We start from the raw sequence: 14,901 nt of genomic DNA on the forward strand, positions 1-14,901 counted from the left end.
TTTCAAATTCAAAAGAAGTGGTGTAATCTTCATTAAGGACAAGTCGGGCGTTGAACTTTTTNCCTGCCTTNCTGGTNAATCCTTTGAGAATGGGTGTACGTCCTGTGGTTAGCAAATCCCGGATNTNGTCCTCNGTGAGAAGCGTGCCACAAACCTCACGGAAGATATGAAAGTCACAGCCCTCATGTCTGCATTTGGCAACCTTGGCATAGATGCCCACGCTCTCAGTGCCACACTTGGGGCAGCGATAGGTGGGATAAGACTTCTGTTTGGGNGCNAGNGANAGNAGTTCCTCNCANATGGTNCNAACGTANGAGTTGATGCCTTGTGCAAACTTTTCNGGCGGCATCTGTCCAGCCTCGATAGCGGCAAGAGCCAGTTCCCAACTACCTGTCATCTCCGCATTGGCGATTCGCTTGTCCTTGACAATTTCATAAACAGCTAAGCCTTTTTCCGTAGGTATAATTGCTTTCTTGTCCCTTCGGATATAATCACGCAGTATCAACGTTTCAATGATGTTGGCACGGGTAGCTGGTGTTCCTATACCGCATTCTGCCATAGCTTTTTTGCTTTCTGCATCCTCGACCTCTTTCCCAGCATTCTCCATTGCTGAAAGTAAAGTAGCTTCCGTATAGAGTGGTTTTGGCTTGGTCTTATCCTCGGTGATTTCTGCATCAAGTACAGGCAAGTTTTCTCCCTCTATCAGGTTTGGCAATGAAGACAAAACCTGTTCTTCACCCCCTTCTTTCTTTTCAGCTTCCGCTTCTTTACCTTTCTGCACGGCTTTCCAACCCAAGGAGATTTGTCGGCACGCCTTCCAAGCAAAAGAGTTGGTGCCGTCCGTGAAACGTACCTGCATACGCTCTTCCTCTGAATCGGGAGAAAATGCTTCGATGAAACGACTGACCACCATTTGATAGATAGTTGTTTCATCTGCCGACATTCCTGAAGGAGTTTCACCTGTAGGAATAATGGCGTGGTGGTCAGTTATCTTTGCATTGTCTACCGAATGGCGGTTAAGTGGATTTGATAGTGGCATGCCTATCTTGCGCAGCAGGACGGGTACTTCCTCGAAAACATCCTCACTGATGTATCGGCTGCCTGTGCGGGGATAGGTCGTGATTTTCTTCTCATAGAGGCTCTGGGCAATCGAGAGGGTCTTGTCTGCTGAAAAGCCGTGGCGTCTGTTGGTTTCCTTCTGCAAGGCAGTAAGGTCGTACAAGAGTGGTGGTGACGTATGTCCCACCTTTCTTGCGACCGATTCAACTTTAAGCTGGCTCTGACTGCGAAGCGAAGCAAGAGCAGTCTGTGCCAATGCTTCATTCTCATAGTCTTTACAGCCAACGGCTTTCAGCGATATGCCCTCTTTCTCCATGAGTGCGGAGAGTTTCCAATAAGGTACGGAAGAAAAATCATGGTTCTCTATGTACCGACGGCAGACCATAGCAAGGGTTGGAGTCTGTACCCGTCCCAAGGAATAGCCGCCTTTGCGGACGATGGACAATGCACGGCTGGCATTGATACCCACGAGCCAGTCGGCTTCGCTTCTTGACTTGGCGGAGTAATATAGATTGTCGTAGTTGTTTCCCGGTTTGAGATTGGAAAGTCCTTCACGAATGGCTTTGTCCGTCAATGATGAAATCCAAAGACGGTCGAAAGGCTTTCTACAACTAAGATGTTGATAGATATAACGGAAAATAAGTTCACCCTCCCGTCCTGCATCAGTAGCGACGATGATACGATCTGCTTTGTCAAAGCAGGAGCGTATCACTTTGAGCTGTTTAAGCGCTGCTGGATCGGATATATACTCCTTGTCCTTACGCACTTGTCGTACAACTAACAGGAAAGGATTGGGACGAATGGGCAGGTCTTCAGCTTTGTAGGCAGAAAAGCCGTAGGCTTCAGGCATAGCAAGGGTAATAAGGTGTCCCATTGCCCATGTAACAAAATAGTTGTTACCTTCCAAATATCCGTCCTGCTTGTTCGTTGCCCCAACGATACGGGCTATATCTCTGGCTACCGAGGGTTTCTCGGCGATAATACAAGTTGTCATAGTCGATAATAGAATTAGGGGTTACATCTTACGTCCACGGGACTTCTTCTGCTTGTTTTCGTCCTTCTTTTGCCTCTGCTCGGCAGTAGGTTGTGTCTGTCCCGTTTTGAGAGGCTCTTTCACATTCTTGGTGGCTTCGTTCGTCTTGCCGTGGTTGTTCACGGCTACCTGCGTCTTGTGTTCTTCTGCCACAGCTACGACCTTTTCCTTGCCAGCATCCTGCTTCTTGTCAGGATTCCACTTGTAAAAACGTGGGCGGTTCTGCTCCTTGTCCATACGGACGTAGGCATTGAAGGACTTGCCCTCCTTATCGACCATGTTCTTCAAATAGAGTGTGCGACCGCTATCCAATGCTTCACGCTGTTTTTCAGAAAGTTCCAGTCCGCAGAGCTTGTGGGGTGCGCCCTGCTGCTGTGTCTGCTGCTGGCGTTCCTTAAATCCACGATTATTGTCAAAGATAAATTCAATGCCTTTCTTCTCGGCATTGACCTGCAAGGTTGCGTTGAAAGACTTGCCGCTCTTGGCAGTCATACCTTCCACTTTCACAGCTTTGCCTTCCACAAGGTCTTTATACTGAGCGTCAGAAAGGGTAACACCCTTGATTTCCTTAGGGATGTTCACACGGTCGGCACGCAGGGCTATGATTTCATTCGTCTGCGGATCGATAGATACGTAGGCAGAGAAAGGTTCGCCATTCTTGGGTGTTACCTCAATGGTCTTGCCGAGATTACCCGTAGTGAGGAGTTGCTCCTTTTCTTCGGGAGAGAACTTGTAGCCCATATAGGGAAAGTCAAGCTGTGGTTCTTTTCTCAAAGGATGAATTGCCAAACCGATATTGCCATTATCGTCCGTACGGAACGCAAGGCGGGCTTCGGTATAGATGGTGGTGTCGCCGATAGGTACGGCAATTGTGATGAGATTGCTCTTCTGCCAATTGAGCATCTTTTCCAATTCTCCACTCTGCTCCAATCGCTCACGGGAAAGACCGAGATTGTTGAGCATCTTCCAATCCACCTTTTCGGGGTCGATAGCGGTGGCATTCTTCTGTTGGGGCAAATAATCCTCAAAGGATACTCCTATCTCTGCCAGTTGCTGTTTACTTTCTGGCTTCTCTCGGCTTTGTAGCATGGTGCGGAGATTATCCACACCTAGCTCCACATTGTCCGCCAAGACCTTGTACAGTCCGAAGTGAGTCGGGTTATTGAACTGTTTGAGGAAGTTGGTCATGAAGTTTTTGAGAAGTCCATCCTTGTTGTTGAATTTCAAGAACGCTGCCTGATTGGCAGCGATTGCCTCTGTGGTTTTAAGGTTTCCCTTGTCGTCAACACCGGAAACAACAGAAAGCTTGCCTACTTCCTGTTCATTTTTCACTTCCGTGCGGTCTTCCAGGACCAGCACGTAATTGTCATTGCTGTTTGATTCCATTGCTTGATAATTTTAATGATGAATACTGTTATCAAGCAGCTAAATTATAGGTATATGAAGAGATATAAAAGTTTTCGGGAAAAGTGGGAAATAAAAGGAATTTATGGGAAACAATCTATTATGTTTAGTTTATGGTAAAGCCTAAAATATCACTTTATTAGAATATAGTTTCTATAATAAGAAAATTCCCCAATTATCACGCTGGATAAGTGGGGAATCTCTTTGAACTGTATGGTTTAATCCAAACACTTTTTTATGACTTCATCGCTGATACCGTTTTCTTTCATTCTTTCAGCAACGGCTTGCTTATAATTATTTGTTTCATGGCAGTGGAATACCATGTGTCCAAGTTCCTCCAGGGCTTTTTCTATACGTTTACTGCCTTGCTCCGTATTCAAGTCAATATCGGCAAACTTTGAACGGTCGCGATGGAGATTGAGATAATATATGCCACCTATAATCAATGCCGATATCGCTGATATGTCAATATCTTTAAATTTCTCTTCATAGGAATTGGCAAGAGGTAATGTGTGCATTTCCCTGAGCATAGCTGTACGAACCGTGGTTTCATTTCCTTCTGCTATTTCCCAACGCAGTAATTCCAACATTACGGATTTGTCCTGAAGTGACTTATGTACATCCTTGAAAATACCGATATAGCCCAATTCTGAATCTGTAGGAAATTGAACACCAGTGAGCACATCCTTAAACCAATAGTCATACCTCTTAACGAATTCATCATAAAACTCACTAAGATTATTATATCTGTTATAAAAGACAAGCGGTTCGATTCTGGCTTTCTTGATAAGTTCTGTTACCAGCATTGATGCAAAACCTTTTTTCTTAATCAGACTTTCTGCTGCCTTGATAATGTCTGCCTGTATATCGACGTTTGTCCTTCTGTATCTTTTGGGTTTATTTCCTTCTTCTGTCATCTAAAAAGGTATTGATTTTCTGATTTCTACAAGGGCGGTTACCAATTGCTCCAACTGTATTATTTCGTGGGAAGCCAACACACTGACTCTAAGCCGTGCTTCCTTGGTTCTTACCGCAGGGTATGTGATACCGCTTACAAAGATACATCTTTTTTGCAATTCTCGTGCTATTTCATATACTTTTCTATTGTCCCTTATCATAATAGGAAATATGGCTGATACAGAGCAGCCTATATCAAAGCCTTCCTCTGTCAGTCGTTTACGCAGGTAATTGACATTAGTCCACAACTTTTTTCGAATTTCAGGACGTGTCTGTATAAGTTCCAAAGCCTTTAATGAAGATGCTGCTACCTGTGGAGTCATTGCAGCGGAAAAGACATTACTGTCAGCATAATATCTTAGATACTGAATCAGTTTTTCTGACGCGGCAACGAAACCACCGACGCACCCGAAGGATTTACTGAAAGTACCTGTGATAATATCGACCTGTCTCAAGCAATTATAATATTCTGCCGTTCCCCTGCCGTTTTCCCCCATAACCCCAATGCCGTGGGCGTCATCCATCATAAGAAGACAGTCGTGTTTCTTGCAGACCGCAATGTACTCTGGGAGTTTTGATAAATCTCCATTCTGGGAATAGACCCCATCAATGATGACCAATCGGGTCTGGTATTTCCCTCTTTCACGTTTAAGGATCATGTCAAGGTAATCGGTATCGTTGTGTCCGATATGCTTTACGTTTGTCCCAATCAGTCCGCTAGCAGCACTGGTATGGATATAGGAATCAATATATGCAATGTCATTCTTTCCTAAAATTGCACGAAGCAGTCCCGCATTGGCTCCAAAGCCGGATGAGAAAAGAATGGCATCTTCCTGTCCTACAAACTTCGCTATGCCTTCCTCCAATTGTTTATGAATGTCCAAGTAGCCTCCAATAGCTTGAGCGGCACTTGCCCCTGTACCGTATTTCAGGACGGCATTTATACCAGCCTCCTTGGTCTCAGTCCTTTGCGACATACCAAGGTAATCATTAGAAATGTATGCGGAAACCTCACCGTCATAGCCTTCGATTTGCATCTTGGCTCCAACTCCTGTTCTTGCCATGACCCAATAACTTTTGCAGCCGAACTGCTCCATTTGGTCAATGTAACTTTGGAAATTTTGGCTACGCTCGATAACATTCTCGTTTGGAGTAATCTTGAAATCCTTTAATGAAATAATATTTTTATTCATATAAACAATGTATATATAGTAAATAATGCCACAAATATAGCGAAAATACTAAGAAAATACAAATTTTGAAAAAAAAAAAAACTGCTTTTTCTTGTTATAAACAATAGTTATTTATATATTTGCACCAGACTTGCTACTATAGGCAAAATAATAATTTCGGAAGATAAAAATTTATTAACATAATAATTAGAATGAACATGAGAAAATTTCACTTATTGTTTTGTTTGGCTTTGTTGCCAGTCGTATCTTCTGCACAAGACAGAATTGGATACAGTTATGATGCCTCAGGCAATCGTATCAAGCGGGAAATTATCATGCAACCCTCGAAAGCGAAGCAGCAAACCTTTGAAACGGAAGGACAGGTTTTCTCTGACATGCTTCAAGAACACGATGTCAAGATATACCCCAATCCTACAGACGGCATCTTGAAAGTCAGTATTTCTGGAATAAAGAATACGGACAAATGCTCCTTGGCCATCTATACCATGCGAGGGGATAGAGTCATGTTGGATGAGAGGCAACAATATAATTTTGATGTCAACATCAGCAACCAGCCTGCCGGCACCTACTTGCTTAGAATTACTATCAACAACCAATCGACTACCTGGAAAATTATTAAGAAATAATGAAAACACACTTGAAAGGTTTTTTTCTTTGCCTTCTGTCGCTTTGTTTGACGACCTGTATACAAGCCGCGGTCACATCTGGTTTCAGTGTCAGTCGGGATACGATTCTGCGTGACAGCCTGCATGGCATAGGCACTGGTATAAATGCGGTATCAGCAGAAAACATGTCTGCACAGCCATCGAAGCACGTCCAGCTCGCCCCGAGTAGGAGACCAGATTTTGATACGCCGGTAGTTGATTCAACGAGAATAGTTGAACCTATAGAGCCCGACCCTATATTGGATCCTGAACCCGATTATTCTGTCGGAACCCTTGCTGGCAGCTTTTCTGTCGGTCGCTCTGGAGCTGCAACCTACAATTTGCAATTTGAAGTTCCTCATGGTGGCTCACTGACACCGCAAATAGGGTTATCATACAATAGTCAATTAAATGGATACGGACTGGCAGGGTATGGATTCAGCATCACGGGAATCTCCGCCATCACCCGAGGTGGATACGATTTGTTCCATGACGGATGGCAGGGTGGAGTTACCTATACGGCGGTGGATAACTTGTTACTTGACGGCAAGCGCCTGATACTCCAATCGGGTACTTCAGGACAAGACGGAGCTACCTATACAGTAGAGGGCGACCCATTTACAAAAGTGGTTGTGCATGGAAATTACGGCACCAGCGAGGCAACTACATGGTTTGAGGTGACTACCAACACGGGTATGACCTATCAATACGGCAACTCAGCCAGTTCAAAAGTAACATATAGAAACAAAAGCGGCCGTGCGCGCATCGCCTCATGGTATGTCAACCGGGCAACTGACAAATACGCCAACTACATCACTTATGAGTATGCAATCAGCAATCTTAGCATCAGACCCATTACCATCACTTATGGTACTAACTCAACAAAGAGTCGTGGAATAGTCAATCGAGTGAGTTTCACCTATCGGGGACTCGGAGAAAACGCTAGACCGTTTACCATTGAAGACCAGCCGGGAAAGATAGACATGTGTCTTTCTGCCATTACAACAACATGTAATAATTTCGTATACCGCAAATATACATTTGGTTATGATGATAATTCAGACCAGTCAACTGGCAAGTGGACTCGACTTGTTACAATAGATGAAGAGAACGGAGTGGGAGATAAATATCTTCCCGTAAGATTTACCTGGTATAGCTTACCCTATTATAATGTCCAATCAACCCAATTGGATGTTCCGACAAAAGATGGTAGCAGTATAGTTGAAGAAACCAGCAAAATGTTCTTGTCGGCAGACCTCAATGGCGATGGTGTCAGTGATATCATAAGGATAGCACCTGTGAAAGTTACAACTGCCGTCTGGCCTGGTGGCGGTAGTTGGGACTACTATACTTATGTATATGTTAGCAGAAGCAAACTTTCATCTACAGGAAGCGTAACCTACGATTCTCCTCTGGTTTATACGCTGCCCTCCGGTATATCCATGGATGTCATCAAATCCATGTTTGGAGGGGCATCGGTCATGGACTTTGACGGAGATGGATACAATGATTTGGTGTTCCCATTCCAGAATGCGGCAACAGGTTATTGGAACCAGGCTGTTTTCTACATAGTTCAGGGAAGCGACGTGGTGGCAGGAAGAGCAGGAGGCATACACGCATTCGCCGTGAATCTCTTGTCTACGGATAAGGCTCCTTTGTTTGCTACCTTTGATGTTAACGGAGACGGCAAGGATGATGTGGTGTGTGTGGAGCAACGCAAAAAGGACAATTACTATCCATGTACCATCGTACAATTTGCCGGCGGGACGACGCTTGACCGTACCGACGTGAGACTTACCCTGCCACAGGGGATAAACAAAGATATAGGAAAAGTCTTTGTGGGTGACTTCAACAATGACGGTCTGCCAGACTTGATTCTGCTGTATGATGGTGGTTATAAAATTTATTTCAACAACGGAGGGAACGCCATCAAGTCAAGATTTATGGAGAGCAACACGAAATTGGGTACCGACTTTGGTGATTATTGGAGGATTCAGCAAGGCGACTTCGACGGTGACGGATTAACAGACTTCGTCTACAACAAGTCGGGGGAATCCTGTCTTTGGATAGCACACAACAATGGTAATGGTACTTTTACTCATACAAAGTCGGTAGACATCGGAGTTTCAGACCATGCATCCTGCAAAGATGACAGCAGATTCTCGCTGATGACCTGCGATATAGATCATGACGGTCGTACTGACGTGATGGTTTGCAAGGCCGGATACAGACATCGTGGTTTCCCTAAATTTAGGAATGAATATACAAACACACAAGTCAGGTGGCTCTATTCTACAGGGTCTGGTCTGAAATCAGTCTATAGCTATACAAAGAACCGGGAAGATGATGCAAATGAAAGTTCCATCTTCCTTGGCGACTTCGACGGCGACGGATATCCGGAACTTGCAAATTACGGCAGCGCGCTGAACGGTACCAACAACACGTTCAGTGAGAAAATCAATATCTACAAGTCAGGGTATGACCTGTCGCAGGTTGGGAAGATCACAGGCATAACGGATGGCATGGGCAACAACTGTTACATCCAGTATGCAAGTGCCACAAGCCCTGCGGTTTATAAAAAGAGCATCAAAAGCACATATCCTGTCAACACCTACACGCTGCCGCTGTCTGTTGTGGCAAAGATGACGAGTGACAACGGCTCAGTCGGTAGCCAGACGACCAAATATTTCTATGAAGATCTGAGACTGCATATCGCAGGTAAGGGAATGCTTGGCTTCAATACGGTAACCAATGAGAATACAACGTTAGGTACAAAGGAAGTAAACAGCATTACCAAATGGGACGAGAGTCTCTGGCTCCCAATGGAAATCAAGACCTCAAGCTCGGTCGGAAAGAATACGGGCACAGTTGTATCTACCTATTCCGTATCAAAGTCCGGCAAGAATTACTTTACGTATGTGTCCAAGAAGAACATGACAGATTTGGATGGCAATACGGTTACAACCATTTCCAACTATGACGTGTCTAAGGGTGTTCTTACAGATGAGATCGTAATGAATGACGGGGATAACATGTACAAGAAAGTATCATATTCTGGCTATCAGAACAAGGCTGGCGTATGGCTTCCCACCACACTGACCATGTCACAGAAGCATGCGGATGATCCTACCCCCTATACATCGATTACGACCTATGGTTATGATGACAGGGGAAACGTGTTGTACTCTACCGTGAACAGCGGAACCAGCATGGCACTAAAGACAACATCGACCTATGATGTGTATGGCAATGTCCTGTCATCGGTTATAACCGGCAATGGAGTGAAACCCATCACAAAGTTCAATGATTATGATTTATCTGGCCGTTTCGTCATTAAAAGTTTTACCAACCCAGCTTCTACTGTCAATACCTTTACTTATGACTTGTGGGGCAATGTGCTGACAGAGAGCGACGCTACAGAACCTTCCAACATACTGACGACCAGATATACTTATGACGGATGGGGAAGAAGACTGACCGCCGAGCAGGCTGACGGCACACAGACAACCTATGAGACAGGCTGGGGAAACAGTAATTACAAGAAATATTACACAAAGGAGTCTACCACGGGCAAGCCTTCTGTGACGATATGGTACGACAAGGGAGGCCATGAGGTCTTGCAGGAGACGTTTGGTGCTAAGGGTATGTCTGTTTCCAAAGCTACGGCCTATAATGGCAAGGGGCAGGTTTCACGTGTCGAGAACAAGACGGGAAAATTGACCATTACTCAAAATCTCACCTATGACGAGCGAGGAAGGGTCATATCGGACGTACTGAGCTCCGGCAAGTCTGTGTCATATTCATACGGGAACCGTTCGGTCACAACAACCATTGCAGGTCGTAGCTATACCAAGACTACAGATGCATGGGGAAATGTTGTCAAGTCGACCGATCCTGTCAGCGAAGTTGAATACCGGTATTCTTCCATAGGCAAGCCAAGCCGTGTAACGACACAGGGTTCCACCGTAACCATGACCTACGACGCTGCCGGCAATCAGTTGTCCCTCTCCGACCCAGATGCGGGAACTTCAAATTATACGTATGCCGCTGACGGCACCCTGCTGACGCAGACAGATGGAAGAGGTATCAAGACTACCAACAGCTATGACAACCTGGGCCGTTTGGCATCTACCCAAATCGGACAGAAAACCATAGTTTATACTTATGGTACTGCAGGCAACGAGAAGTTGAGGTTGGTAAAACAGGCTGTGGACAATAACTCTGTTGAATATACCCATGACAAATTTGGACGTGTCATTAGCGAAAAGCTAACTGTGGATGGACATGGCTCCTATAGTTTCTCATATTCCTACAACGGCAACAACCAGCTTGCCAAGACCATATACCCCGGTGGCTTGGAAGTATCATACCTTTATGACGATTACGGTTTCAAAGCACAGTCGGCCATAGGCGACAAGGTTATCTATAAGGTTGAAAGTGCTGACGGCCTTGTAAGCAGTACATCGTTTATGGGTAAACTCACTGCCATGCAGACTCGCGATTCACGGGGATATGAAAGCAATGTGAAGATCATGCGCGGTACGAGCGTCCTGGAGAGCTTCGATGAAACCTACGACGGTGCCACCGACAACCTGTTGTCACGCAAGAGAAACAACAGTCCACAGGAATCCTTCATTTACGATGATCTCGACAGGCTTGTTTCCGTGAAGAACGGGGCGGCTGAAACCATGAAGATAAGCTATGCCCCCAACGGCAACATCCTCTTCAAGACGGGGGTGGGCAACTTCTCTTACGCTGAGCATGTCCGTCCTCATGCCGTGACGGAGGTGGAGAACGCTGACGGACAGATACCGGGCGACGCACTGAATACTTCCTTCAATGACTTTGGAAAAATTGAATTGATAGAAGATGCAGGAAAGAATCTCAGGATGGACTTTGTCTATGGCCCAGATCAGGAAAGATGGTATTCAGCGTTGTCAAAGAACGGCACGGATGTCAGGACAACGGTCTATGCCGGTGAATACGAGAAGATAACGGAGAACGGTGTCACGCGCGAGTTCTACTACCTCGACGGCAACACCATCGCCATCCGTGAGAACGGCACGGTGAGGAATTATCTTGCCTTCACGGACAATTTAGGGAGCATCCTTTCCGTTATAGATGAGAATGGCACGAAGGTCTTCGATGCCTCCTACGATGCGTGGGGCAGGCAGACGGTGACGCTCAATACCATAGGGTTGCACCGTGGCTACACGGGGCACGAGATGCTCAGCGAGTTCGACATCATCAACATGAACGGTCGGTTGTACGACCCCGTTCTCGGCCGGTTCTTCAGTCCTGACAACTATGTGCAGATGCCCGACAACAGCCAGAACTTCAACCGTTACAGCTATTGCCTGAACAATCCGCTGAAGTATACGGATCCGAGTGGTAACCTCTTTGGTATTGACGACGTCATAATAGCCTTCGCCGCATTCAACATGGCCAGCAGTATGATGCAGGCGGCGTTTGAGGGAAAAAGCGTCTGGAAGGCTGGGGCATTGAGCCTGTTGTCATCGGCAGCAAGCTATGGCATAGGTGCTGCCTTCGGCGGAGTGAGCGGTCTTGGAAACGAGCTGTTGCGTGCCGGTGCGCATGGCCTGGCCAGCGGAGTGGTTTCTGCTTTGGATGGCGGAAACTTTGCCAGTGCTTTCGTCTCGGGCGCAGCGGCCTCTGGCATTGGCTCCTTCGCTCAGGGCGTGAATATGGATCCGGCACTGATGGTTGCATCCACAACTGTCATGGGTGGCTTGGCAGCCTGGGCCACAGGAGGTGATTTCCTGCAAGGAGCGATGCAGGGGATGAATATTGGACTGTTCAATCATGCGGCGCATGATGGGGGCGACGATAAGCCATACAAAGTGCTCCCTGATGGTACAGTAGAGTTGGATGAAATCGAGGTCATTGGTCACAAAAGTAATGGTCTAGTCCCCTTTAGAAGTGAGGATGTTTGTGTAACATTTGACAGAGGAGCTGATCACCCAATAGCTTTGAGTCTAAGTGTCTATCTCAATAGTATTCTGCATACAGCCTCTCAGAATGGCATTTATTCCGTAAATATATCAAGCACGTCTAATCACCCTTCTAATGCAACACGGTCAGCACATAGTGTAGCAAATGGGTCTAGAGCTATAGATATTAACTATATAAATGGTCAGCATGTTTCACCTCAAAATGCTTATGCAAGATACTTACAGAACTTAATCCGGAATACTCCCGGGTATCTGGAAAATTACGGTCCATTTATTATAAATAAGGTAGTAAAAGGAAAAGTAATTCCTGCTCCATGGGCTCGAAAAATTAGAGGTGGGCATTACGATCATGTGCATATATCTATGCCAAAGTGAAATTATAAAACAGATAGAAATGAATACTTTAAAGTTATCTATAATTACTTGTTTTTCAATACTATATTCACTCACATCTTTTGCAGAAGTAAAATCAAATGTCAGTATTGAAATAGGAAGCTTCACCTCTATTCCATCAGAGATAGATGGTGGATGTTGTGTCTTTTATAAGTATCCAAACAAAATGCGAAATAAAAGCTACATAATGGTGAATGACCTTGCAACCACGGCCTACATGGTGATTAATCGTCGTCTAGAAGAGTTTACTCTTGTATCCAATCGGAAAGACGTATTTTGGTACAAGAATAAAAGGTTTACTTTAAAAGTGACAATCAACCATACACAAAGCAAAGGTGATAGTGAATTCTATAATGTGAAAGGCATTCTTATTGTGGAAGATCGTAACAAGAATCAACGGAAACTAGCTTTTTGCGGGAATTGTAGCTGGTAGTTTATACTTTGTAGCATTTGATGTAATTGATGTCTTACCCATAAGTAGTAATGAATAGCAGGTGTGTGGTGATGAGCATTCGCAAGTCCCTACACATTATGTCCTAAGACTCTGTTGGCAATTGGGTGTCTCGCTGACTATTGCTTCTTATATACCTACAACATTAATAACCAGCTGTTATTATTAGTGCTATATTTTATAGCTATTACTGAATATTATCCTTTAATAAGATTACTAAGCATGGGATCGTTTTTAATCTTTTGAATCTCTGAATCAACAAGTGATAGTATCTCTTGTTTCACTTTACGATAGTTGGCTTCGATAGTCTCTTTGAGATTATCGGAGCCAACTTTATTTTTGAAGTCCACTATCACTGGTATAGGCTGATATGCTTTCATTTCTGCTGATACCTTGGCACTGTCCACCACAATCTCTGCATGAAAAATCTTCTGGTCGATGCGTTCGTCAAAGTTGTCTGACACTGCCCCCACAAACATTCCTTGCGTAAGGTTACTGATTTTCGATGCAGGGATAAGGCTGTCCATTTGCGTGGAGATAGATGTAGATTTATCATTGCGGTTGATGGTCATGGACTGGCGTTGCTGGAGCACCTTACCGAAACGCTCGGAGAGTGTTTTGGCAGTTTCGCCCACAACTTGACCACTGAGCACATTACCCACGGTGTTTTGTATCACCTTGCTTTCCTTATCTCCATAGTCACGGGTAAGTTGCGAGAAATCTTGAAAGCCCAAACATACCGCTACCTTGTTGCTTCGGGCTGTGGCAATAAGATTATCCAGGCCACGAAAGTAAATCGTCGGCAACTCGTCAATGATAACTGACGATTTGAGTTGCTTCTTCTTGTTTATAAGCTTCACAATACGACTGTTATAAAGTCCAAGTGCCGCCGAATAGATATTCTGACGGTCGGGATTGTTCCCCACAACAAGAATCTTCGGTTCATTGGGGTTGTTGATGTCAAGCGAGAAATCATCGCCTGTCATCACCCAATAGAGGGCAGGTGAAATCATACGTGATAGCGGTATCTTGGCACTGGCGATCTGTCCCTGCAACTGGTCCTGCGCTCCACCTTCCCAAGCGTCCATGAAAGGAGAAAGATAATTGGCAAGTTCATCGTAGGAAGTGAGTATCGGAAATATTTGCGCATAGGGACGGTTCAGGAACTCTATAGCATGGGGGAATGTGCAATACTTTCCGTTCTCATAGATTTTGAGAAACCAAATGATGGCAGCCAGCAAGATAATCGGCGACTCCACAAAGAAATCCCCCTGCTTTTGTATCCACGAACGGTTCAGATTGAGCATGATGGTGTAGGCACTCTCATAGGCATCCGATATATCCGTCATGAAATTCGGATTGATGGGGTTGCAACGATGCGACTTGCGTGGGTCGTCGAAGTTTATCACATAGAACTGCGGCTTTACTTTGTAGGCGTCCAAATGATGAAGCAAGTGATTGTAGGCTATCTCCGACAAGTCGGGGAACTTGTAGTCATAGATATACATCGCAAAGCCTTTTTCAATCTGCTGCTTGATGTAGTTGTTTACGATAGCATACGACTTACCCGAACCCGGTGTGCCGAGTACCATTGAGGCACGGAAGGGATTGACTACGTTAATCCAACCCTTGTTCCACCTTTTCTTATAATAGAAGCGTGTAGGAAGGTTTACCGAGTATTCATTTTCCATCAATCGGGTTTCTTGCATAAAACTCTCATTCTCCGTATTAAATACATCATCCATCAAGTTATTTTTGAGCAGTCGGCTCATCCATACACCGCCCATCAGCAGAC

Annotated in this window: 8 protein-coding genes; 3 read left to right on the plus strand and 5 right to left on the minus strand. The window is 45.0% G+C overall.

What is annotated here, in order from left to right; all coding sequences use genetic code 11:
- The 4 genes from HMPREF9304_RS12120 to HMPREF9304_RS12135 all read right to left on the minus strand — a co-directional run.
- Window positions 1–2,053, minus strand: a 2,053-nt coding sequence (locus HMPREF9304_RS12120; RefSeq protein ID WP_036929574.1) for a type IA DNA topoisomerase, incomplete at its 3' end; no start/stop codon positions are given.
- 21 nt (window positions 2,054–2,074) lie between these two features.
- Window positions 2,075–3,478, minus strand: coding sequence for a DUF3945 domain-containing protein (locus HMPREF9304_RS12125; protein WP_036929575.1), 1,404 nt, complete (start codon window positions 3,476–3,478; stop codon window positions 2,075–2,077).
- 236 nt (window positions 3,479–3,714) lie between these two features.
- Window positions 3,715–4,413: a TetR/AcrR family transcriptional regulator gene (locus HMPREF9304_RS12130; RefSeq protein ID WP_036929578.1), complete on the minus strand. Its 699-nt coding sequence runs from the start codon at window positions 4,411–4,413 to the stop codon at window positions 3,715–3,717.
- Window positions 4,414–5,646, minus strand: coding sequence for an aminotransferase class I/II-fold pyridoxal phosphate-dependent enzyme (locus tag HMPREF9304_RS12135; RefSeq protein WP_036929580.1), 1,233 nt, complete (start codon window positions 5,644–5,646; stop codon window positions 4,414–4,416). It abuts the gene before it with no gap.
- Between the two features lie 197 nt (window positions 5,647–5,843).
- Here HMPREF9304_RS12135 and HMPREF9304_RS12140 point away from each other — a divergent pair, with 197 nt between their 5' ends.
- Genes HMPREF9304_RS12140 through HMPREF9304_RS14575 form a run of 3 tightly spaced genes read left to right on the plus strand, consistent with a single transcriptional unit; the run spans window position 5,844 to window position 13,088 of the window.
- Window positions 5,844–6,272: a T9SS type A sorting domain-containing protein gene (locus tag HMPREF9304_RS12140; RefSeq protein WP_036929584.1), complete on the plus strand. Its 429-nt coding sequence runs from the start codon at window positions 5,844–5,846 to the stop codon at window positions 6,270–6,272.
- A gap of 47 nt (window positions 6,273–6,319) precedes the next feature.
- A complete protein-coding gene (locus HMPREF9304_RS14210) occupies window positions 6,320–12,637 on the plus strand; it encodes an FG-GAP-like repeat-containing protein (protein ID WP_197061674.1) in 6,318 nt (2,105 codons plus the stop codon).
- A 19-nt stretch (window positions 12,638–12,656) separates the two neighbouring features.
- Window positions 12,657–13,088, plus strand: a complete 432-nt coding sequence (locus tag HMPREF9304_RS14575; RefSeq protein WP_156104821.1) for a hypothetical protein — start codon at window positions 12,657–12,659, stop codon at window positions 13,086–13,088.
- A gap of 215 nt (window positions 13,089–13,303) precedes the next feature.
- On the opposite strand, the gene mobC is transcribed toward HMPREF9304_RS14575, so the two are convergent.
- On the minus strand, window positions 13,304–14,901 hold a 1,598-nt coding region (mobC, locus tag HMPREF9304_RS12155), incomplete at its 5' end, for a conjugal transfer protein MobC (protein ID WP_036929588.1).

Source organism: Hoylesella timonensis S9-PR14 (genome assembly GCF_000762405.1).
GTDB classification, from domain to species: Bacteria; Bacteroidota; Bacteroidia; order Bacteroidales; family Bacteroidaceae; genus Prevotella; species Prevotella timonensis_A.

What these genes read in the sequence shown, in the direction of transcription:
- HMPREF9304_RS12125 (WP_036929575.1), bottom strand. Translation starts at nt 3,478, where the DNA reads ATGGAATCAAACAGCAATGACAATTACGTGCTGGTCCTGGAAGACCGC.
- HMPREF9304_RS12130 (WP_036929578.1), bottom strand. Translation starts at nt 4,413, where the DNA reads ATGACAGAAGAAGGAAATAAACCCAAAAGATACAGAAGGACAAACGTC.
- HMPREF9304_RS12135 (WP_036929580.1), bottom strand. Translation starts at nt 5,646, where the DNA reads ATGAATAAAAATATTATTTCATTAAAGGATTTCAAGATTACTCCAAAC.
- HMPREF9304_RS12140 (WP_036929584.1), top strand. Translation starts at nt 5,844, where the DNA reads ATGAGAAAATTTCACTTATTGTTTTGTTTGGCTTTGTTGCCAGTCGTA.
- HMPREF9304_RS14575 (WP_156104821.1), top strand. Translation starts at nt 12,657, where the DNA reads ATGAATACTTTAAAGTTATCTATAATTACTTGTTTTTCAATACTATAT.